At 72.2% G+C, this 20,334-nt stretch carries 20 protein-coding genes, 1 pseudogene and 1 riboswitch; of the genes and pseudogenes, 14 read left to right on the top strand and 7 right to left on the bottom strand.

What is annotated here, in order from left to right; translation table 11 throughout:
- Positions 1-145: 145 nt before the first annotated feature.
- The 12 genes and pseudogenes from ACH0BZ_RS14455 to ACH0BZ_RS14400 all read left to right on the top strand — a co-directional run.
- Positions 146-810: pseudogene (locus ACH0BZ_RS14455) on the top strand (IS3 family transposase); the annotation flags it as partial.
- 132 nt (positions 811-942) lie between these two features.
- Positions 943-2,082: a hypothetical protein gene (locus ACH0BZ_RS14450; RefSeq protein ID WP_406899316.1), complete on the top strand. Its 1,140-nt coding sequence runs from the start codon at positions 943-945 to the stop codon at positions 2,080-2,082.
- Between the two features lie 78 nt (positions 2,083-2,160).
- Positions 2,161-4,458 (top strand): accessory Sec system translocase SecA2, encoded by a 2,298-nt coding sequence (secA2, locus tag ACH0BZ_RS14445; RefSeq protein ID WP_406899314.1) that lies wholly within the window; start codon positions 2,161-2,163, stop codon positions 4,456-4,458.
- Complete coding sequence (locus ACH0BZ_RS14440; RefSeq protein ID WP_406899312.1) at positions 4,455-5,207, top strand: CDP-alcohol phosphatidyltransferase family protein; 753 nt, start codon at positions 4,455-4,457, stop codon at positions 5,205-5,207. The genes secA2 and ACH0BZ_RS14440 overlap by 4 nt, the downstream gene beginning before the upstream one ends.
- Positions 5,208-5,279: 72 nt before the next feature.
- Positions 5,280-5,684: a glycine cleavage system protein GcvH gene (gene gcvH, locus ACH0BZ_RS14435; RefSeq protein ID WP_406899310.1), complete on the top strand. Its 405-nt coding sequence runs from the start codon at positions 5,280-5,282 to the stop codon at positions 5,682-5,684.
- 124 nt (positions 5,685-5,808) lie between these two features.
- Complete coding sequence (locus ACH0BZ_RS14430) at positions 5,809-6,228, top strand: FHA domain-containing protein (RefSeq protein WP_406899319.1); 420 nt, start codon at positions 5,809-5,811, stop codon at positions 6,226-6,228.
- A complete protein-coding gene (locus ACH0BZ_RS14425; RefSeq protein WP_406899309.1) occupies positions 6,225-6,959 on the top strand; it encodes a MerR family transcriptional regulator in 735 nt (244 codons plus the stop codon). Before ACH0BZ_RS14430 ends, ACH0BZ_RS14425 begins: the two co-directional genes overlap by 4 nt.
- A 69-nt stretch (positions 6,960-7,028) precedes the next feature.
- Complete coding sequence (locus ACH0BZ_RS14420) at positions 7,029-7,529, top strand: bifunctional nuclease family protein (RefSeq protein WP_406899318.1); 501 nt, start codon at positions 7,029-7,031, stop codon at positions 7,527-7,529.
- 328 nt (positions 7,530-7,857) lie between these two features.
- Positions 7,858-8,418, top strand: a complete 561-nt coding sequence (locus ACH0BZ_RS14415; protein WP_406899317.1) for a MerR family transcriptional regulator — start codon at positions 7,858-7,860, stop codon at positions 8,416-8,418.
- Positions 8,419-8,498: 80 nt separating this feature from the next.
- Positions 8,499-8,596: riboswitch (glycine riboswitch) on the top strand.
- A 180-nt stretch (positions 8,597-8,776) separates the two neighbouring features.
- Positions 8,777-11,665, top strand: a complete 2,889-nt coding sequence (gene gcvP / locus ACH0BZ_RS14410; protein WP_406899308.1) for an aminomethyl-transferring glycine dehydrogenase — start codon at positions 8,777-8,779, stop codon at positions 11,663-11,665.
- A gap of 55 nt (positions 11,666-11,720) precedes the next feature.
- Positions 11,721-12,554, top strand: a complete 834-nt coding sequence (locus tag ACH0BZ_RS14405; RefSeq protein ID WP_406899307.1) for a hypothetical protein — start codon at positions 11,721-11,723, stop codon at positions 12,552-12,554.
- 27 nt (positions 12,555-12,581) lie between these two features.
- Entirely contained in the window at positions 12,582-13,415 is an 834-nt protein-coding gene (locus ACH0BZ_RS14400) for an alpha/beta fold hydrolase (RefSeq protein WP_406899305.1), read from the top strand.
- A 137-nt stretch (positions 13,416-13,552) separates the two neighbouring features.
- On the opposite strand, the gene ACH0BZ_RS14395 is transcribed toward ACH0BZ_RS14400, so the two are convergent.
- Together ACH0BZ_RS14395 and ACH0BZ_RS14390 are read right to left on the bottom strand one after the other, a co-directional pair.
- Positions 13,553-15,109 carry a fatty acyl-CoA synthetase gene (locus ACH0BZ_RS14395; RefSeq protein WP_406899304.1) on the bottom strand — a complete coding sequence of 519 codons (1,557 nt, stop codon included), beginning with the start codon at positions 15,107-15,109 and terminating at the stop codon, positions 13,553-13,555.
- A gap of 9 nt (positions 15,110-15,118) precedes the next feature.
- Positions 15,119-15,382, bottom strand: a complete 264-nt coding sequence (locus tag ACH0BZ_RS14390; RefSeq protein WP_406899303.1) for a hypothetical protein — start codon at positions 15,380-15,382, stop codon at positions 15,119-15,121.
- 42 nt (positions 15,383-15,424) lie between these two features.
- Here ACH0BZ_RS14390 and ACH0BZ_RS14385 point away from each other — a divergent pair, with 42 nt between their 5' ends.
- Positions 15,425-16,309, top strand: a complete 885-nt coding sequence (locus ACH0BZ_RS14385; protein ID WP_406899302.1) for a plasmid pRiA4b ORF-3 family protein — start codon at positions 15,425-15,427, stop codon at positions 16,307-16,309.
- Positions 16,306-16,671 (top strand): YchJ family protein, encoded by a 366-nt coding sequence (locus ACH0BZ_RS14380; RefSeq protein ID WP_406899301.1) that lies wholly within the window; start codon positions 16,306-16,308, stop codon positions 16,669-16,671. The genes ACH0BZ_RS14385 and ACH0BZ_RS14380 overlap by 4 nt, the downstream gene beginning before the upstream one ends.
- On the opposite strand, the gene ACH0BZ_RS14375 is transcribed toward ACH0BZ_RS14380, so the two are convergent.
- From ACH0BZ_RS14375 to ACH0BZ_RS14355, 5 genes are all read right to left on the bottom strand, one after another.
- A complete protein-coding gene (locus tag ACH0BZ_RS14375; protein WP_406899300.1) occupies positions 16,656-17,201 on the bottom strand; it encodes a hypothetical protein in 546 nt (181 codons plus the stop codon). The two genes, ACH0BZ_RS14380 and ACH0BZ_RS14375, sit on opposite strands and share 16 nt — an antisense overlap.
- A 56-nt stretch (positions 17,202-17,257) precedes the next feature.
- Entirely contained in the window at positions 17,258-18,181 is a 924-nt protein-coding gene (locus ACH0BZ_RS14370) for a T3SS (YopN, CesT) and YbjN peptide-binding chaperone 1 (protein WP_406899298.1), read from the bottom strand.
- A gap of 121 nt (positions 18,182-18,302) precedes the next feature.
- The gene (locus ACH0BZ_RS14365; RefSeq protein ID WP_406899297.1) at positions 18,303-19,118 is read right to left on the bottom strand and encodes an NUDIX hydrolase; all 816 of its coding nucleotides are present in this window, start codon (positions 19,116-19,118) and stop codon (positions 18,303-18,305) included.
- 61 nt (positions 19,119-19,179) lie between these two features.
- On the bottom strand, positions 19,180-19,812 hold the full coding sequence (locus ACH0BZ_RS14360; protein WP_406899295.1) for a TetR/AcrR family transcriptional regulator: 633 nt from the start codon (positions 19,810-19,812) through the stop codon (positions 19,180-19,182).
- Positions 19,809-20,267, bottom strand: a complete 459-nt coding sequence (locus tag ACH0BZ_RS14355) for a DUF3817 domain-containing protein (protein WP_406899294.1) — start codon at positions 20,265-20,267, stop codon at positions 19,809-19,811. The genes ACH0BZ_RS14360 and ACH0BZ_RS14355 overlap by 4 nt, the downstream gene beginning before the upstream one ends.
- Positions 20,268-20,334: the final 67 nt, after the last annotated feature.

Genomic DNA, 20,334 nt, shown 5'->3' with positions numbered 1-20,334 from the left:
ATCTCCGGGCAGATCTGGTGACCGTCACCGGGCAGGTCTCAAGACCGCCCCTGGGCAGAACTCACTGGCCCTTGACAGTGCGCACGCTGCGGGCGGAGTTGGGGACCGATCACGGGACGGTCAAGCGGGTCGCCACGCAGCCCGTAAGGTCCGGCCGGCGTCCGCTCGATCGGTCTGCGACACCGAGCTGCGGCCGGTCCTTCGGCGGCTGTGGGAGGACAACTTCCGCGTCTACGGGGCTCGTAAGCTGTGGAAAGCCGCCCGGCGGACCGGCCTGAACGTCGGCCGTGACCAGGTCTCGAGGTTGATGCGCGCCGAGGATATTGCCGGGGTGGTGCGCACCAAGCGGGTTCGCACGACCCGCCGGGACCCAGCCGCGGATCGCCGTCCGGACCTGGCCAAACGCGACTTCACCGCGACGGAACCGAATCAGCTGTGGGTGACCGACCTGACCTACGTGCCGACTTTCGTCGGGGTGGCGTACGTGTGCTTCATCATCGATGCCTTCGCTACGGCGAACGACTGGCCGAGCTCGGCGCGACCCCGTCGATCGGCACGGTCGGAGACTCGTTCGATAACGCACTCGCCGAAAACGTGAACGGCTACTACAAGACCGAACTGATCCGCGGGCCCGCTCAACGCGGCCCGTGGAAGACCGCCGAGGACGTCGAGCTCGCGACCCTTGGGTGGATCCACTGGCACAACACCGCCCGCCTGCACGGCTACCTCGGGGACGTCGCGCTCACGGAATACGAGCAGACGTTCTACGCTCGGGTCCAGGGCGACAAGGCCCTGGTCGAAATTGACTGACCACGGTCTCCACGAAACCCAGGGCAGATCACTTCGCCGCGACCACGGGGCGCCTCGGAACACCCGGCTGAGGCCTACCGTTGTAATCCGTGAGAGGCGACGCGCCCCGACGGGGCGGGCGAGGAGGGGCGCATGGCCAACGAGCGCACACCGCGGACGGCCCGGCACAGGCTCGTGTCCGACGTGGACCGGATGTGCCGCGGCGAGGGACCGCCGCCGGTACCCGAGCTGTCCGATCCCGCCGCGCTGCTCGTGGCCTGCGGGCTCGTCGATCCGCGGATCACCTCCGTGGTGCTCGAACGCCTGCACCGGGGGCTACCGTTCCCGACGGTCGGCGGATTCCACCAGGTGCGCGTGATCGAAGAGCAGCGGCACGAGGCCCGCAGGGTCCTGGAGACCGGGCCGCCGACCGTGCTGCGGGTCGCCGTCCGCACCCGGCTGGCGGACCTGGACCGCAAGTACCTGCTCATGCGCGCGGGCTTCACCCGCGGTGCCGGGGTCTTCGCCTACAAGGTCAAGGAGATCCGGCTCGACCGTCGTCGCGGCGTGCACCTCGACACCGACGACCGCGGGCGGCTCTTCGACGCCCTAGCCTCCACACCGACGATGGTGCCCGTGCCCCTCGTCCCGCGCACGCTCGCCGAGCTCGGCACCGTCGCGGCCGCGCGAAGCCAGCGCGAGATGGGCCGGGTCGTGCTCCCGGGCCGGGTGCAGGCGGTCGTGGACTCGCTGCCGTCGATGCCGCACATCCGGGCCGAGCGCCGACGGCTGCCCGAGATGTACACCGCCACCCTCATGGAGGTGGGCGGGCTCTACGATCGCCTCGTGCGCGCCTATCGCCGCGGCGGCCGCGCCGTCGAGGAGGTGCGCCTGCAGTTCGACGCGGAGACGGAGGTGGTCGGCCTCGCCGGCGACCTGTGCCGACTCCGCGAGGCCGCGGCCCAGTCCGGGGTCGCGACCTCGGGATCGGGGTTCGTCGCGGAGACCGGACTCGGCGCCGCGATCGACGAGGTGTGGGCGGAGGTCGTCGATCGCGCGGTCGCGTTCCGCGAGCTCGTCGAGTCCGTCGAGGGCCGCGCGGACATCGCCCGCGCCGAGGCCGAACGCCTCGAGCGGATCGCTCGCGAGCACGGGGTGCGCCCGCCGTCGTCGGCCCATCAGCCCACCCCGGCGGACGTCGCGGCCGAGCACCTCGCCGCGCGCGCCGGGGACCGGATGCTCTCCACCGAGGCCATGCGGCGGCTGAGGGGCCAGATCGAGCCCGACCGCTAGCGGCACGCCCCGGGCGGGTCCCGCCCACGGGTGCGTAACGTGGGACCGACTAGACCGTGATCGGGAAGGACCGCGCGCGTGGGATTCGCCAACCGCTTCTGGAAGCTCATGGGCTCGACCCAGGGCCGCGACACCTCGCGCGCCCAGAGCGCCGTCGAGGCCTCACACGCCTTCGACGAGTGGGCCGCGCAACTGCCTGACGAGCAGTTCCCGGACGCCGCCCACGGCCTCGCACTCTTCGGCGAGTCGGCCGAGGACCTGTCCCGTTTCCTCGCGCTGGCCCGCGAGGCGGCCACGCGGGCGGTGGGCCTGCGCCCGTTCGACGTGCAATTGCAGGGTGCCCTGCGCATGTTCGCCGGCGACGTGGCGGAGATGGCCACCGGTGAGGGCAAGACCCTTTCCGGCGCCGTCGCGGCTGCCGGCTACGCCCTGCAAGGGCACACCGTGCACGTCATCTCCGTCAACGACTACCTGGCGCGGCGCGACGCCCGGTGGATGGGACCCATGCTCGAACTCCTCGGGCTCTCGGTGGGGCACGTCACCGAGTCCTCGACCCGCGAGCAGCGACGGGCCGCGTACGCGTGCGACGTGACCTACGGGTCCGTCTCCGAGATCGGGTTCGACGTCCTGCGCGAGCAGCTCGTCACCGATCCGGCCGACCTCATCTCGCCGACCACCGACGTCGCGATCGTGGACGAGGCCGACTCGGTGCTCGTCGACGAGGCGCTCGTGCCGCTCGTCCTGGCAGGGTCAACCTCGGGGGAGGCCCCGACCGGTGAGGTGCTGGCCGCCGTCCGCAAGCTGCGCCCGGGCCGCCACTACGAGACGGACTCCGAGCGCCGCAACATCTTCCTCACTGACGACGGTGCCCGCGCGATCGAGACCGAGCTGGGGATCGCCGACCTCTTCGACACGGTTCACGTGGGCACCACCCTCGTCCAGGTCAACGTGGCGCTGCACGCCTGCTTCCTGCTCCGCCGCGACGTGGACTACATCGTGCGCGACGGCCGGGTGCAGCTCATCAACGCCTCCCGCGGCCGCGTGGCCGAACTCCAGCGCTGGCCGGACGGGCTCCAGGCCGCCGTCGAGGCCAAGGAGGGCGTGACGGTCTCGGAGGCGGGGCAGATCCTCGACAGCATCACCGTCCAGGCCTTCATCGGCCGCTACGACAAGGTATGCGGTATGACCGGGACCGCGCTCGCCGCCGGCGCGCAGCTCCGCGAGTTCTATTCGCTCGGCGTCTCGCAGATCGACCCCAACACCCCGTGCGTGCGGTTCGACGAGGCCGACCGCACGTATATCGACCTCGACAGCAAGAACAGGGCGCTGGTCGAGCACATCGCCACCGTCCACGCGACCGGCCGGCCGGTGCTCGTGGGCACCCATGACGTGGCCGAGTCGGAGGAGCTCGCCGCACGCCTGGCCGCGAAGGACGTCGCGTGCGTGGTGCTCAACGCCAAGAACGACGAGGAGGAGGCGGCGATCATCGCCGAGGCCGGCGACGTGGGCCACGTGACCGTCTCGACCCAGATGGCCGGCCGCGGCACCGACATCCGGCTCGGCGGCTCCGACGAGGCCCGGCGCGACGAGGTGGTGGACCTGGGTGGCCTGCACGTGGTGGGCACCGGCCGGCACCGCACCGAGAGGCTGGACAACCAGCTCCGCGGGCGCGCAGGCCGTCAGGGCGACCCGGGTAGCTCCGTGTTCTTCGCCTCCATGGAGGACGACGTCGTGGTGGCGGCCCTCGAGGAGGAGAAGATCCCCACCTCCCACGACCGGATGACAGGTGAGCTCAAGGGCAACCGCGGCCGCGACGCCGTGGACCACGCCCAGCGCGTCACCGAGGGGCAGATGCTCGAGATCCACTCCAACACGTGGCGCTACAGCCGGCTGCTCGCCGAGCAGCGCGACATCCTCGCCGAGCGTCGCTCGACGCTGCTGCGGACGGAGCGGGCGTTCGAGGAACTCGGCGCACACGACCCCGCGCGCACCGAGGAGCTCGTCGAGGCGCACGGCCGCGACGCCGTGGTCCGGGGCTGCCGCGAGATCATGCTGTGGCACCTGGACATGGGCTGGGCACGCCACCTGGAGACGATGAACGACGTCCGGGAGTCCATCCACCTGCGCGCGCTCGGGCGGGAGAACCCGCTCGACGAGTTCCACCGGATCGCGATCGACCACTTCCGGGACCTCGCGGCGGACGCCGTGCGGGAGTCCGAGGAGACCTTCGCCACGATCGCCTTCACCAACACCGGGGTGGACCTCGAGGCCAATGCCATGGCGCGGCCCACCTCCACCTGGACGTACATGGTGCACGACAACCCGATGGCCGCCGGCGGCAACGTCTTCTCCGGAATGATGTCGACGTTCCGATGAACGCGGCGCGGGAGGGCAGGCGAGAGACCGACCTGCGCGAGTGGCGGACCGGGGAGGGGCGCGTCCTCGGCGCCCGGATCCCGCCGCCGCGCGACGGGCACCTCTCGGCGGCAGTACCCCCCGGCGTCGGACCGGACCGGTCCGACGACGACGAGCCGGCGCTCAGCGACCGGTTCCTCACGCTGCCCAACGTCATTTCCCTCGGTCGCATCGCTCTCATCCCGGTGCTGGTCGTGTGCATCCTGGTCTGGGACGACCCGCGCCTGGGCCTGTGGATCCTCGGCGTGCTCGTGGTGTCCGACTGGCTCGACGGCAAGATCGCCCGGCTCTGGAACATGCGCTCGACGTGGGGGGAACGCCTCGACCCCGTCGCGGACCGTCTCCTCGTGGCCGCGGTCCCGGTCGTGTTCGCGATGGCCGGCTACATCCCCGTGTGGCTCGTCGTGGTGCTGCTCGTGCGCGACGCCCTGCTCGTGGCGACGTTGCCGCTGTACCGGCGCCGGGGGATCGACCCGGAGGTCATCTACCTCGGCAAGGCGGCCACCTTCGCACTGTTCTGGTCGTTCCCGCTGCTGCTCGCCGGCAAGGCGGGGGTGCCCGGGGGCGAGGGACTGTGGATCCTCGGGCAGGCCTGCCTGTACTGGGGGGTCGGTCTCTATCTGTGGAGCGGTGCCATCTACCTGTGGCAGGCCTGGCGGGTCGCGCGGGCGGTACCACCGAAGTCGTCGGCGTCCGCCCGGATCGACTGACGCCGAGGCCGGTGTCGGTGTGTAATGTCGCCAGGTGAAACCGGCAGTGAGCCACGCGAGAAGGGCACGTCAGTGAGCGATCAGAACATCCCCGACCAGCTCCGTTACACCGAGGAGCACGAGTGGGTGGAGCGGGTGTCGGACACGCGGGTCCGCGTGGGCATCACCGAGTACGCGCAGTCCAAGCTCGGCGACATCGTCTTTGTCCAGCTCCCCGAGGTGGGCAGCGAGACCGAGTCCGGTGAGCCGTTCGGCGAGGTCGAGTCGCCCAAGAGCGTGTCCGACCTCTACGCGCCCCTGAGCGCGAAGGTGGTGGAGGTCAACGCCGCCCTCGAGGCCTCGCCGGAGCTCGTCAACTCCGACCCGTACGGGGAGGGCTGGATCGTGGTGCTCGAGGTCTCCGACGCCGAGGATCTCGAGGCCCAGCTCGAGCAGACCCTCGACTCCGAGGGATACGCCAAGGTCACCGAGGGCTGAGCGGGGCAGACCCCGCCCCGCCCCCCGCGGACGGCCCGTCCGACATAGAATCGACAGCACTGGACGCCAGAGCCCCCGATCGGGGCTCGGACGAGGAGAGACGAACGTGAGCGACAACCAGAACATGCCCGAGGCGACCGCCGAGACCACCTCGGTGTTCCGTGCGGAGCTCCTCAACGAGTCCGACCAGCAGGCGGCGCAGTCCGACTCCGCCGTCTCCGGCGTGGAGGGCCTGCCCGAGGGGCAGGCGCTGCTGGTGGTCAAGCGGGGCCCCAACGCCGGCTCGCGCTTCCTCCTGGACCAGGCCACCACCTCGGCCGGGCGGCACCCGGACAGCGACATTTTCCTCGACGACGTCACGGTGAGCCGCCGGCACGCCGAGTTCCGGAGCGAGGGCGGGGCCTTCACCGTGGTGGACGTGGGTTCCCTCAACGGCACGTACGTCAACCGCGAGCCGGTCGACTCGGCGTCCCTGTCGAACGGCGACGAGGTCCAGATCGGCAAGTTCCGCCTCGTCTTTCTCACCGGTACGCCCGGTCGGTGACGGCCGCCGGACACGGCGCCGCGGACGGGGAATCCCTCTCCATCGGCGGCGTCATCGCCCTTCTCGGTCCGGAGTTCCCGGACCTGACGGTGTCGAAGGTCCGGTTCCTGGAGAACGAGGGACTGGTCACGCCCGAGCGCACCGCGAGCGGTTACCGCCGCTTCAGTGCCACGGATGCGGAGCGGCTGCGCTACGTGCTCACCGCCCAGCGTGACCGGTACCTGCCGCTCAAGGTGATCCGTGAGGAGCTCGACGCCCTCGACGCCGCGATCGCCGACGGCTCGACCACCGCGCTGGTGCCGCGCTCGGGCGCGGGCGGCGTGCCCGGCTCGGCGCCGGACGACTTCCGCAGCGACGCGCAGAAGCGCCTCACCCGGGAGAACGTCATCGACCAGTCCGGGGTCGACGCCGCGCTCGTCGACGAGCTGGTGGCCGCCGGCCTCGTCGTGGCCGGCCCCGGCGGCTTCTACGACCCCGAGGCGGTGCTCGTCGCGCGCACGGCCCGCGACCTGGCCGCGCACGGGGTGGACATCCGGCACCTGCGCGGCTTCCGCACGGCGGCGGACCGCCAGACCGGGCTCATCGCCCAGATCGCCGGTCCGGTGGCACGCCAGGGTGACGCCGACGCGCGCGACCGCGCCGCGGAGCTTGCGCGGGAGATCGCGGCCCTCTCCGTGGCGCTGCATTCCACGCTCGTCACGGTGGCGGTCCGGCGCGCGCTCGACTCCTGACGAGCGCGCCGGGCGGGCGATCGCGGTTAGGCTTGAGGCGTGGGAGAGGCGGAGCACATGAGACAGAACATGCGCGAGGTGGACGTGGTCGGCATCCGGTTCGAGGAGCCGGAGTACGCCCCGGTGCTCGTCCTCAAGGAGCGCGACGGCGGCCGGTACGTCCCCATCTGGATCGGCGCGGCCGAGGCCGCCGCGATCAGCCTGCAGCAGCAGGGGGTGCGGCCGGAGCGGCCGCTCACGCACGACCTGCTCGCAACCCTGTTGGAGACGTTCTCGCACCCGCTCGAGCGCGTGGAGATCGTGGGCGTGTCCGAGGGGACATTCCTCGCCGAGATGGTCTTCGACGCCGGTCGCCGCGTGTCGGCCCGGCCGTCCGACGCGGTGGCGGTCGCCCTGCGGACGTCGTCTCCGGTCCTCGTGAGCCGCGAGGTGCTCGACGAAGTGGGGCTCTCGCTCGCCGAGGGCGGCGAGGAGGAGGTCGAGGCGTTCCGCGAGTTCCTGGACCAGGTGAGCGCGGACGACTTCCTCGAGGGCGACGGTCCGGAAGAGCCGGGCGGCTCCACCCCCTGATCTTTGTGCACAGGCTGTTCGTGATCACGAGAGCATCACTGGCACCAATTCGCAGGTGAGAGCCAGACCTAAAGTTCAACTTGAGGTTGAGGTTTTCCGCGTGTCCTGTTGATCGGTGGCGGTCGTGGGCCTAGCGTGACCTTCAGTGAACTACACCTATGGGGTTCACGGGTTCAGGCGCCGGCTCGTGTCCGGCATCCTGTCGTCGCGGCCGTGACGACAGACCACCTTTCGTGAGGGAGCAATCGTGGCCGACCACACCCGGGGTCCGGAGTCGTCCTCCACCGGTACGGAAGCCGAGGGTCTCCTCGGGGACACCGCCGAGGCCATGCAGGCCACGCTGGACGAGGTGCAGCCCGGTCTGTTCCCGGACGACGGTATCCCGGACGCGACCACCGGGTACCGCGTCCCCATCGCCTGCCAGGTCGCCGGGATCACCTACCGTCAGCTCGACTACTGGGCGCGCACCGACCTCGTCGTCCCCTCGATCCGCAACGCTGCCGGTTCCGGCAGCCAGCGCCTCTACTCCTTCAAGGACATCCTCGTCCTCAAGATCGTCAAGCAGCTCCTCGACACCGGGATCTCGCTGCAGAACATCCGCAAGGCCGTGGACCAGATCCGTTCCCGCGGGGTCCAGGACCTCGCCACCATCACCCTGTTCTCCGATGGGCGCACCGTGTTCGAGTGCACCTCCAAGGAGGAGGTCTTCGACCTGCTGCAGGGCGGCCAAGGGGTCTTCGGCATCGGTGTCGGTGGCGCCATGCGCGAACTCGCCGGATCGATCTCCGAGTTCCCCGCCGAGACGGTGTCCGAGGAGGACGTCGTCGAGCTGGTCGAGGACGAGCTCGCCGCCCGCCGCCGCGCCCGCGCCAACCGCCGCACCGGCTAGCGCTCCACGACCGGACGGCGCCGCCTCCCGCGATGATGCGGGCGCCGGCGCCGTCTGCGACTAGACTCGGGACCGCGTTCACGCGACGCACGGGAGAGCACCGCGGCAGCCGGCCGCGGGCGCCGAAGGAGCAACTCCTCTCCGAGAATCTCTCAGGCACCCGGACCGTGAGTCGAACGGACGCCTCTGGAGAGCGGTGGAACCGACCACCCGCCCACGGGGAAAGACCGGCCGCGGTCCGCGGTCCCGGTCGAATCTCTCAGGCGCCGGCGCGGCCCGGCACGGGACAGAGCGGAGAGGGTACGACCGGCCCGCGCGCCGCCCACCGGAGGGCGGCCCGCCCTTCTCAGGAGCACCGTTGACGACCACCCCGCACACCGCACGCACCGGAGGCGAGTTCGTCGCCCGCCACCTCGGGCCCGACGCCGACGGACTGGCCCGCATCCTCGAGACGATCGGCGTGGGCTCACTCGACGAGCTGGCCGAGCGCGCCGTTCCCGCCGTCATCCTCGACGAGGTGGGCCCCGATGGTCGCGCCACGGGCATCGACGCCCTCCCGGAGCCGCTCTCGGAGTCCGACACGCTCGCCGCGCTGCGCGCGCTCGCCGACCGCAACACCGTGGCCGTCTCGATGATCGGCCAGGGCTACTACGACACGCTCACCCCGGGCGTCATCCTGCGCAACGTGGTGGAGAGCCCGGCCTGGTACACGGGCTATACGCCGTACCAGCCGGAGATCAGCCAGGGCCGCCTCGAGGCGCTGCTCAACTTCCAGACCATGGTCTCCGACCTCACGGGCATGGACATGGCCAACTCGTCGATGCTGGACGAGGGGACGGCCGCCGCCGAGGCCATGACGATGCTGCGACGGGCCAACCGCAAGAGCAAAAGCCCCCGCTTCGCCGTCGACACCGACGTCTTCGCGCAGACCGCCGCCATCCTCGCCACCCGCGCCGAGCCGCTCGGCATCGAGATCGTCACCGCGAACCTCGTCGACGACGGGCTGCCCGAGGGCGAGTTCTTCGGTGCCCTCGTCCAGACCCCCGGTGCATCGGGGCGCGTCGCGGACGTGTCCGCGCTCATCGAGCAGTGTCATGAGCGCGGCGTCCTCGTGGCCGCCGGCGTGGACCTGCTCGCCGCCACCGTCCTCACCCCGGCGGGGGAGAAGGGCGCCGACGCGTGCTTCGGTTCCACCCAGCGCTTCGGCGTCCCGCTCGGTTTCGGCGGCCCGCACGCCGGCTACCTCGCGTGCCGTTCCGAGTACGCTCGCAACCTGCCGGGCCGGCTCGTGGGCGTGTCCACCGACGCCGACGGCCGCGTGGCCTACCGCCTGGCGCTGCAGACCCGCGAGCAGCACATCCGGCGTGACAAGGCGACGAGCAACATCTGCACGGCGCAGGTGCTCCTCGCCGTCGTCGCCGCGATGTACGCCTCGTACCACGGAGCGGAAGGGCTCGCCGCCATCGCGCGGCGCGTCCACGCCCACGCCGGCGTGCTCGCCGACGGGCTCGTCGCCGCGGGGGTGCGGGTGGTCCACGCCGACTTCTTCGACACCGTCCTCGCCGAGGTCCCCGGCCGCGCGGACGAGGTGCTCGCCGCCGCGGCCGAGCGCGGGATCAACCTGTGGAAGGTCGACGACGACCACGTGTCCGTCGCGTGCGACGAGGCCACCACCTCCGGCCACGTGGCGCTCGTCCTCGAGGCGTTCGGCGGCCGCGTCGAGGACGTCGCCGACGCGGGCGGCCTCGAGGTCCTCGTGGACCCCGCCTACGGCGACCGGACGAGCGAGTACCTGCAGCACGAGGCGTTCACCCGCTACCGCACCGAGACCGCGATGCTGCGCTACCTGCGCGCGCTGTCGGACAAGGACATGGCGCTGGACCGCACCATGATCCCGCTGGGCTCGTGCACCATGAAGCTCAACGCCACCACGGAGATGGAGCCCATCACGTGGCCGGAGTTCAACCGGCTGCACCCGTTCGCGCCCGCCGAGCAGACCGCCGGCATCCGGCAGCTCGTCGCCGACGTCGAGCAGTGGCTCGTCGACATCACGGGCTATGCGGCGGTGAGCCTGCAGCCCAACGCGGGCAGCCAGGGCGAGTACGCGGGCCTGCTCGCGATCCGCGACTACCACCGCTCGCGCGGAGACGACGCCCGGACCGTGTGCCTCATTCCGTCCTCCGCGCACGGTACCAACGCGGCCTCGGCCGTCATGGCCGGCATGAAGGTCGTCGTGGTGGGCTGTCGGCCCAACGGCGACGTGGACGTGGACGACCTGCGGGAGAAGGTCGCGAAGCACGCCGACGAGCTCGCGGCGATCATGATCACCTACCCCTCGACCCACGGCGTGTACGAGCACGACATCGAGGAGATCTGCGCGGTCGTCCACGATGCCGGTGGTCAGGTGTACATCGACGGTGCCAATCTCAACGCCCTCGTCGGCGTGGCCCGGCCGGGCCGCTTCGGCGGCGACGTGAGCCACCTCAACCTGCACAAGACGTTCTGCATCCCGCACGGCGGTGGCGGGCCGGGTGTCGGCCCGGTCGCGGTGGCCGAGCACCTGAGGGAGTTCTTGCCCGGCCACCCGTACGAGGAGGGGCTCGGTGGTGGCGCAGTCGTCTCGGCCGCGGCATTCGGTTCCGCGTCGATCCTGCCCATCACGTGGGCCTACGTCCGCATGATGGGGGCGGAGGGTCTGCGCCGGGCCACACTCACCGCCATCGCGAGCGCCAACTACCTCGCCCGCCGCATCGGCGAGCACTTCCCGGTGCTGTACTCCGGCGACGGGGGCTGGGTCGCGCACGAGTGCATCCTCGACTTCCGTCCGCTCATCGACTCGGTCGGCATCTCGATCAACGACGTGGCCAAGCGGCTGGCCGACTACGGCTTCCACGCGCCCACGATGAGCTTCCCGGTGGCCAACACGCTCATGGTGGAGCCCACCGAGAGCGAGAACCTGGCCGAACTCGACGCGTTCTGCGATGCCATGGCCGCCATCCGCGCCGAGATCGACCGCGTGGCGAGCGGGGAGTGGACGGTCGAGGACAACCCGCTGCGCGGGGCGCCCCACACCGCCGAGAGCGTCTCCGCCGACGAGTGGGAGCACGCCTACCCGCGTAGCGTGGCCGGCTATCCGCTCGGTTCGTCGTGGCGGCCCAAGGTGTGGCCCGCGGTGCGCCGGATCGACGGTGCCTACGGCGACCGCAACCTCGTGTGCTCGTGTCCGCCGCCGGAGGCGTTCGAGTAGGGCCTCCGGCCTCGGGCCGCGGATCGTGTCGTACCCCTGTGCCATGGTGCGGGGCATGACGACGATCGGAGCACGACCAGTCCCGGCCCTGCCCGCGGCCTGCCTCGAGTGGTGTCGCGCCCAGCCCCCGGCGCTGCTGGTGGCGGACGAGTACGTGGAGGTCGACCTCGACCTGTGGAACCTCCGCCTGGCGGAGCGGGGGATCGACCTCCGCCTGCGCGCGGGCGGACCGGACGGCGGGGTCGTCGAATCCGGGCGCGGCTTCCTGCGTCGCAGCGACCTGTGGGCCGCCGGCCGGCGTGCCCGGGGCAGCCTCGAGGAGTCGGTGATCGCTCTGTACATGTGCGCCGCCTGGCTCGCCGGGCACCCGCAGCGGTCCGGGATCCGGCGTGGCCTGCCGGACTTCCGGGTCCCCGAACGTGACCGGCCCGCATGGCACTCGGTGTCCGCACACGGGTTCCCGCTCGTCCTGCACGACGTGGTGGATTGGCTGGACTCCCCGTCGGACGCGATGAGCCTGCTCCGCAACGGGGCGCCGCACGGCTGCGTCGGTCGTGGGGTGCCCGACCTCGGCTACCCGCTGGCGTCGCTGTACCTGTCGTCCCTGGCCATGGCGTGGTCGGAGGAGGAGATCGTCCCCGTCGACCCGGCGGGCCTGGCCTCACTCGTCCACGCGGGCTGGACCGAGGTGGAGTCGATCGCGCGGATGACGCCGCGCCGGTACGAGCGCTACCTCGACGTCGTCTCGACGTGGGCGCGGCACGCGGCGGTTGACCCGCTCGTCGTGGAGATGTGGTTGGTGCGGGACTGGCACGACCGGCGGTGCGGCGACGTCCCGGCCGACGGCACCGGCGCCGACTCGCCGCCAGGCGGGACCCGGCGGCGCTGAGCGCCGCGAGCGGCTAGGGTCCGCCTCATGGAACCCCGCAGCCTGACCGTCCCCGTCGACGTGGGCACGCTGGACGTGCTCGACTGGTCCCCGGACGCGGCGCCCCGCGCGACGGTGCTGGCGCTGCATGGCTTCCCCGAGACCCCGTGGGCGTGGGGCCCGGTCGCCGAGCGGCTCGTGCCCCGCGGGGTGCGTGTGGTGGCGCCCGCACAGCGCGGATACTCGCCGGGCGCCAGGCCCGCCGGGGTGGACGCCTACGCTTTGGAACACCTCGGTGCCGATGCGCTCGAGGTTCTCGACCGCCTGGGCCTTGACGGCGCGCACGTCGCCGGCCACGACTGGGGCGCCTCGGTGGCGTGGTGGCTCGCGGTGCACCACCCGGGCAGGGTGGAGGCGCTCACGGCCGTCTCGGTGCCGCACCTGACCGCCTTTGCCGACGCGATCCTCACCGACCCGGTCCAGCAGGAAAAGTCCGCGTACTTCGGGCTCTTCCGGCAGGAGGGCCGTGCCGAGGACGTCCTCCTGGAGGAGGGGGCGCACCGCCTGAGGGCGCTGTTCGGCGAGGATGTGCCCGCGTACCTCGTCGACGCTCACCTCGCGGTCCTCGGCAACCGGGACACGCTCACCGCGGCGCTCAACTGGTACCGGGCGATGCGTCGCAGCGACCTGCCGGACGTCACCGTGCCCACTACTTACGTGTGGGGCGAGGAGGACATGGCGATCGGCAGGACGGCAGCGGAAGGCTGCGCTGCCCGCGTCGCGGGCGACTACCGCTACGTCGCCCTGCCCGGCGTGGGCCACTGGGTGCCCGAGCAGGCCGCGGACGCGGTGGCAGAGGAGATCCTCGCGCGTATCGGCTGACCGGCCCGCGCGGGATCGAGATCCTCCGTGGTGGCGGTGGGGTAGGGGCACGTCGCGACCTGGGTGGGCCGGAGCGCGACGAGGCGTCGGCGGCGCCGGAGGAGGGGGCGGGGCACAACCCGGGCCGGTACCGCGCGCTACCTCCGCAGCTCGCGCTTGAGCAGCTTGCCCGACTGGTTCCGAGGGAGCTCGTCCACGAACACGATCCGCTTGGGCACCTTGAACGGTGCGAGGTGACCCCGGGTACCGTCGATGATCTCCGCCTCCGTGGCCTCGGCGCCGTCCTTGAGCACGACCACCGCGGTGACGGCCTCGATCCACTTGTCGTCCGGGGTGCCGATCACCGCGACCTCGGCGACGCGCTCATCCTGGTAGACGGCGTCCTCGACCTCGCGGGAGGCGACGAGTACGCCGCCGGTGTTGATGACGTCCTTGATCCTGTCGACGACCTCGATGTAGCCCTCGTCGTCCTGCACCACGAGATCCCCGGAGTGGAACCAGCCGTCGCGGAAGGCCTCCTCGGTGGCCTCGGGCTTGTTCCAGTAGCCGCGGCACAGCTGCGGGGAGCGGTAGACGATCTCTCCGCGCTCGCCCGGCGCGACCTCGGCGCCGGTCTCGTCCACGACCCGGGTCTCGACGAAGAACGCGGCCCGGCCGGCGCTCGCGGGGCGCGCATCGTGCTCCTCGGGCCGCAGGACGCAGGCCAGCGGCCCGATCTCGGACTGCCCGAAGCAGTTGTAGAAGCCGAGCTCCGGGTACCGGCCACGGAGCCGCTGGAGCACGGTCACCGGCATGATCGATGCGCCGTACTGCGCCTTGCGCAGGCTCGACAGGTCCCGGGTCTCCAGGTCCGGGTGCGAGGCCAGCGGGACCCACACGGTGGGGGCGAGGAAGAGCGACCCGATCCGGTCGGCCTCGACCCTCCGGAGGATCTCAGGGATGTCGGGCGCGGCCATGAGGTGCACCGTCGCTCCGAGGGACAGGTACGGCAGCGCGAACACGTGCATCGCCGCCGAGTGGTAGAGCGGCATCGTCACCAGCGGCTCGTCGTCCGCGGCGAGGTCCAGGGTGAGGATGCAGCTCACGTACTCGTGTACGAGCGCCGAGTGGGTCATCATGGCGCCCTTGGGGCGGGACGTGGTGCCCGAGGTGTAGAGGAGCTGCGCCAGCGCGTCGCCGTCCGCGGGGGAGGTCACGGACTCACCCTCGACGGGGGACAGGGCGATGTCGAGGATGCTGTCGCCCGCCGGGGCGTCGCTGGGCGGCAGGAGGTCGATGGACTCGATCCCCGGCAGGCGCTCGACGACGGGGTCGAGTGTGGTGCGCTGCGCCGGGTCCACGAGGACGAGCGAGGCACCCGAGTCGGTGAGGAGGTACTCGAGCTCCTCGCCGGTGAGGGCGTAGTTGACGGGAACGTGGGTGTAGCCGGCGCGGGAGACGCTGAGAAACGCGACGAGGTAGGCGTCGGAGTTCACGCCGTACGCGGCCACCCGGGAGCCGTCCTCGAGGCCCAGGTCGCGGATCGCGGCGGCCACCCTGTCGACGGCCGCGTCCAGCTCGGCGTAGGTCCACCGGCGGCCTGCGAAGGTGAGCGCGGTGCGCTCCGGGAAACGGGCCGCGCTCCGGCGCAGCACGGCGTCGACGGTGCCGCCGCGCGTCGCGGGGGCGGGGCCGGTATGAGGGGTAGACGTCATGGGTCCACCCTAGGGGTCCGCGTCCTCCGGGGCCTCCGCCCGGCGGATCGCGAGGATGTCCGGGGGGACGGCGCCGTCCCGGTCGCGCGGGGTCCAGTGCTCGCCCGGCACCCATTGCGAGCCGCAGCCGCGGCAGGCGAACATCGCCTCGCCGCGGCGCTCGACCGGGGTGCGGTGCCACGAGCACAGGTCCCGGCACGGGCGCACGCGCAGCGGAGCCAGGTCGACGCGGGTCGTGGTGTCGCGGGAACGGGTCGGGCGGAAGAGCGTCATGTCCCGCCCCAGGGTAGTGCCCGGCGCGTCTACGGTGGAGCCATGGCACCCCCCGCACCTGCCGCGGCGTTGCTCAGCCTCAAGGTGAGGCTGGCCGACGCCCGGCCCCCTGTCTGGCGCAGGCTCGAGGTGGCGGGGGACCTCACGGTGGAGGACCTCGTCGACGTGCTCCTCGCGGCCATGGGCTGGCACAACCTGCACCGCCACCGGATCATCGTGCTGCCCGACGGCGACGGGGCCACGGACGGCGAGCCGGGTCCGAACGACGAGTGGGCGGTGCCCGTGGCTGACCTGCTCGGACGCGTGGGCGACCGGATCGACTTCCGATACGACCTGGTCGCGCGGTGGGACCACGAGGTCGAGACGACGGCCGTGGAAGCCCTTCCCCCGGACCATCCGGGGGCGACGCTGCGGGACGGGCGCGGGCCCTGCCCCGTCGACGTCGAACCCGGGAAGGCCCCGACCGGCGAGCCGCGGCGGTTCCGGGTGGCGGAGCGGGACGCCGCGGTGCGGGCCGCGATCCACCTGCCGCACGGTCGCCGGGACATCGCCCGGCGTGAGGCGGAGATCATGGCCTGGTTCGTCCGTTGGGTGGGCAGCGGCCGCGCGCTCACGATGTCCGGTCGGCTCACCAAGTCGGCCGTGACCGAGATCCTCGTCGCCCGCCGCTGGACAGACCCCGGGCACACTGCGGGCGCGCACCGGCCGGTCGGCGTCCCGGAGGCGCTGGCCTACCCGGTGCTCGTGCTGGATTCCCGTGCCCGGGCGCTCGGCCTGGTGGAGGGACAGGCGGACCGGCTCGTCGCCACGGTGAAAGGGCGGGAGCTGGTGGACGACGCCGACCGGCTCGCCGAGGAGATCGTCCGCGCCTACCCGCGATCGGTGCTCTGGGGCAGCGCCCCGCGGGGCTGGAGCGCGCGGCGATGAGGGCGTGCCCCTGCGGCAGCGGACGCGGCCTGGACGCCTGTTGTGGTCCGCTGGTGCTGGACGGCCTTCCCGCGGAAACCGCGGAGGCGCTGATGCGGTCCCGGTACACGGCCTTCGTCCTCGGCGAGACCGAGCACCTGTGGCGGACGTGGCACCCGCGGACCAGGCCTGCGACCGTGGACAGCGGCGGCGTGACGTGGACGGGTCTGCGGGTACTCGAGGTGTCCGGCGGCGGCCCGGACGAGGCGACCGGAGTCGTGGAGTTCGAGGCCCGCTTCACCGTCGACGGCGCCGCGGACGTGCACCGCGAGCGGTCGACGTTCGAACGCCGGGGCGGGCGCTGGACCTACGTGACGGGTTGAGTCGACGTCGCCTGCGGGTCCGCCGGCTGGCGGGTGACGGTCAACGAACCGATCGTCCCCGGTGTCACCAGCTCGATGCGGCCGACGCGGGAGCCGGGCGGCATGGTCCACGCGACCATGCCGCGGACCTCTTCACCGGGGGTGGCCATGACCGATCGGATGAGCGGGTCCTCGACTGTGCCGGCGGGGTTGTCGATCCGCTCGAGCTGGCGCCCTGAGGGGTCGAAGGCCCGGAGGTCGGAGGGCTCGATGACGGGCTGGCCGGAGGCCTGGACGGCGCGCACGTCCACCGCCACCACGGTGTCGGAGTAGACCGACGAGGGCACGATCCGGAGGTTGGAGACGGTGACGGTGGCGTCCCAGCCGTCCCCGGTCACCGGGAAGGGGCGGTCGAACTGCTGGGAGGTTGCCACGGGCCCCGAGGCCGTCGTGGTGGGGACGGCGGTGCCGGGCCCCTCGTCCTCGGACGAACACGCGGCAAGCGACAGCGCTAGGGCCGCGATCACGGCGGCGGGGGCGGCGCGACGCATGAGGTACTCCTCGGGGGCACACGGGCAGGTGCCGGGGCCGTCCCGGCGGTGCCAGATTACTGCTCGGGTGACCCGCGCTCGTCCGCGGCACGCAGGTCGGACCAGCGTTTCCCGGACACCCTGCGGGCCAGGTCCTGGTCGACGTCGTCGAGTTCGGCCGCCATCTCGATGAGCTGGATCTTGAAGTTGACGGGGACGAACACGCGGTCGACGAGCTCCGACTCCGCGTAGATCGTCTCGCCGTCGAACACGTACCGGCACCACAGGGAGTCCCGGTTGAGGATCGCCACTTCGGTCTCCGCGGCGGCGACGTCCCGCACCGACGAGACCAGTGGGCTGCGGAAGATCACGAGGGGAAGCGAGCGGTGGACGCGGACGAAGAGCAGCGCGCTCCCCGCGGGGACGGCGAACACGTCGTGCTCGTCGGCGGGGACGTCCCGCTCGTAGATCTCGGCCAGCGCGGTCCCCACGGCCCGGGTGGCCTCGTCGGGGCTGCCGATGGGCAGGGCGACGAAGTCCGGGTGCTCCGGAGGGGACGCGTCGGGGGTCGCACGCTCGGGCCGGGTGGGGCCCGTCGCGTCGTGGAGGAACACGGGGTGCGGGATGCCGAAGACGCGCTCGAGGGTCGCCGCGACGAGGCGTGCTGCCTCGTCCGCCGCCCCGGTGCGGACCCGGACGTGCGGACCCACGGTGTCCTCCGCAGGGCCCTCCCACCCCAGCGCGCCCAGGTGGGCCAGGCGCGTGGGGCGGAGCCCGTCCCCGTCCTCCTGCCCTCCGGAGATCTCGACGCGGACGGTCCCCGGATCTGTCACGGTGAACCGCACGAACGGGGTGCGCGAGGAGGGTGAGCCGAGTACGGGGACGGCGATGTCGAACGTGCCGCCCGGCGCCAGTTCGCGCATCAGCTCAGCGAGGTGGGCGGCGAAGCGGTCCCACCCGGCGGCGATCGACGCGTCGACGTCGAACTCGTACTGCGGCATGCCTCGCAGTCAACCACCGGTCCGCGGGCCCGTCAGGCGTTCGCGCGTCGCCGGCCTGCGCCGCCCCCGTCGTGCTGCGCACGTCCGGGGGCATCGTGCGTCCCGTGGGGACGGGCGCGGCTCAGCGGTCGCTGCTCGGGCGCCCCGCATCGTGGTCGGCCCAGTAGTCGTCCGAGCCGTCGAACAGCACACGCAGGCGCCCGTCCCGCTCCACCACCTCGGGTTCGATCGGCGAGATGCGGGGCTCGGCGGCCATCGCCGACGCGACGTCCGGGAACCCGGCGAGGTGGGTGAGCTGTACCCATGTGGGCGGCAGCAGCATCGAGCGACCGGCGCGGAAGTCGGCGAGCAGATCCACCGGCCGCGCCCACATGGTGAGGTCCACCTCGGAGGTGAGGTCGTCCGCCTCCTGCCCCTCGGGCAGGGCGGCCAGGAAGAAGCGGGTGTCGTACCGCTTGGGCTCGACTTCCGGGGTGATCCAGTGGTCGAAGGGGCGCAGCCGGCCCGCCGCGAGGGAGAGATCGGCCTCGGCGAGGAACTCGCTGAACGCCAGGCGGTGCGCCTCCAGGTCCTCGCGGCGCGCGTGGTAGCGGCCGACGTCGGCGACCGGTGCGCCGTCGAGGTGATCGGCGAGCAGGACGCCGCACTCCTCGAACGTCTCGCGGGCCGCGGCGCAGACCAGCCGTCGGGCCCGGTCGACGTCGCAGTCGAGCCGCTCGGCCCACCACTCGGGGGCGGGCCCGGTCCAGGCGACGTCCGGGTCGTCGTCGGCGGCGTCAACCCCGCCGCCGGGGAACACCGTCATGCCCCCCGCGAACGCCATGCCACGCACGCGGCGCACCGCGAACACCTCGGGTCCACGGTCGGTGTCGCGGAGAACCATCACGGTGGAGGCGTCCTTGACGGGCTTCGGGGAGGGGTGGGGCTGTCCGGTCATGAGGGACAGTCTGGCGCGGCGGACGCGGGAGCTGGACCGCGGGGTGGCGCAACCGCCCCGATCAGGGGACAGGGCCGACGTCCGGGAGCACGCCGTGCAGGACCCGGTGGACGTGCCCGCGCAGCCCCGCCCGATGGTCCCGCTCCGCGTCCGCGGCGATCCCGGCCCGGACCAGCTCCATGTAGATCACGTCGAAGACGGTCTGGGCCGGCTCGTCGAGCGCGGCCTCGTCGACCCCGTCGCCGGCGTGGCGGGCGAGGACGAGCGCGATGAGGTCCCGCAGCCCCGTGAGGATGCGCAGGGCCTCGGTCCGGTGGGGCCCCCGCTCACCGAAGAGGGTCTCCCGGTGGTAGGCCACGACGTTCTCGGGCTGACGCTTGAGGGCGAGGATCACCGGGTCGCAGAGGACGAGCAGGTCCTCCACCGGATCGCCGGTGTCCGGCACCGCGTCGAACATGGGGCGGAAGTCGTTGTTGGCCACCATGCACAGCAGCTCGCCCTTGGACTGGGCGTAGCGGAACAGGGTGCCGGTGCCGACGTCCGCCAGTCGCGCGACCTCCTGGGTGGTGACCGAGGAGAACCCGCGGGTCGAGAAGAGCTCGCGGGCCGCGGCCTCGATGCGGCGTCGCTTGTCGGCCTTGTTGCGCTCGCGGCGGCCCGGCTCCCGGACCGCGGACGCGTCGGAGGTGGTCACGAGAACCATTCGGTCGGTTTGCCGGCCCACAGCAGGAGCGTGAAGACCACGGCCACCACGACGAGGGTGACGAGCAGCGCCACGACCGGGGAGCGCACGGCGAACGCCAGGAGGCGCTCCGGCAGCGTGCGCGGTGCCTCCCCACCGGGCGCCAGGCGCCACGGGCCGTCGAGCAGGCCCCGACGCTCCACCGACCGCTCGAAGGGCACGGTGGCGTAGGGGATGACGGCCGAGGCCAGGCCGAGGATGCCGGTGCCGGCGGACCACTTCTTGTCCGTCCACACCGCCAGCGTGGCCACCACGTAGCAGAGGAACACGAAGCCGTGGATGCTACCGCCGACGAGTGTGGCCCACTCCAGGCCGAACCCGTACTTGCCGATCATGCCGAGGATCAGCAGGGTCCAGGTGACGACCTCGGCAAAGGCGAGTCGCAGATAGAGCGTGCGGGGTGACACGGGGTTCTCCTCGAGGCTGTTCTCGGTGTTCGTACTCCGGCGGCCATGGTACGGGCGACGGATCGCG

The sequence above is a fragment of the Dietzia sp. 179-F 9C3 NHS genome (assembly GCF_045369825.1).
In the GTDB taxonomy this organism is placed as follows: Bacteria; Actinomycetota; Actinomycetes; order Mycobacteriales; family Mycobacteriaceae; genus Dietzia.
This window is presented reverse-complemented; position numbering and strand designations above follow the sequence as displayed.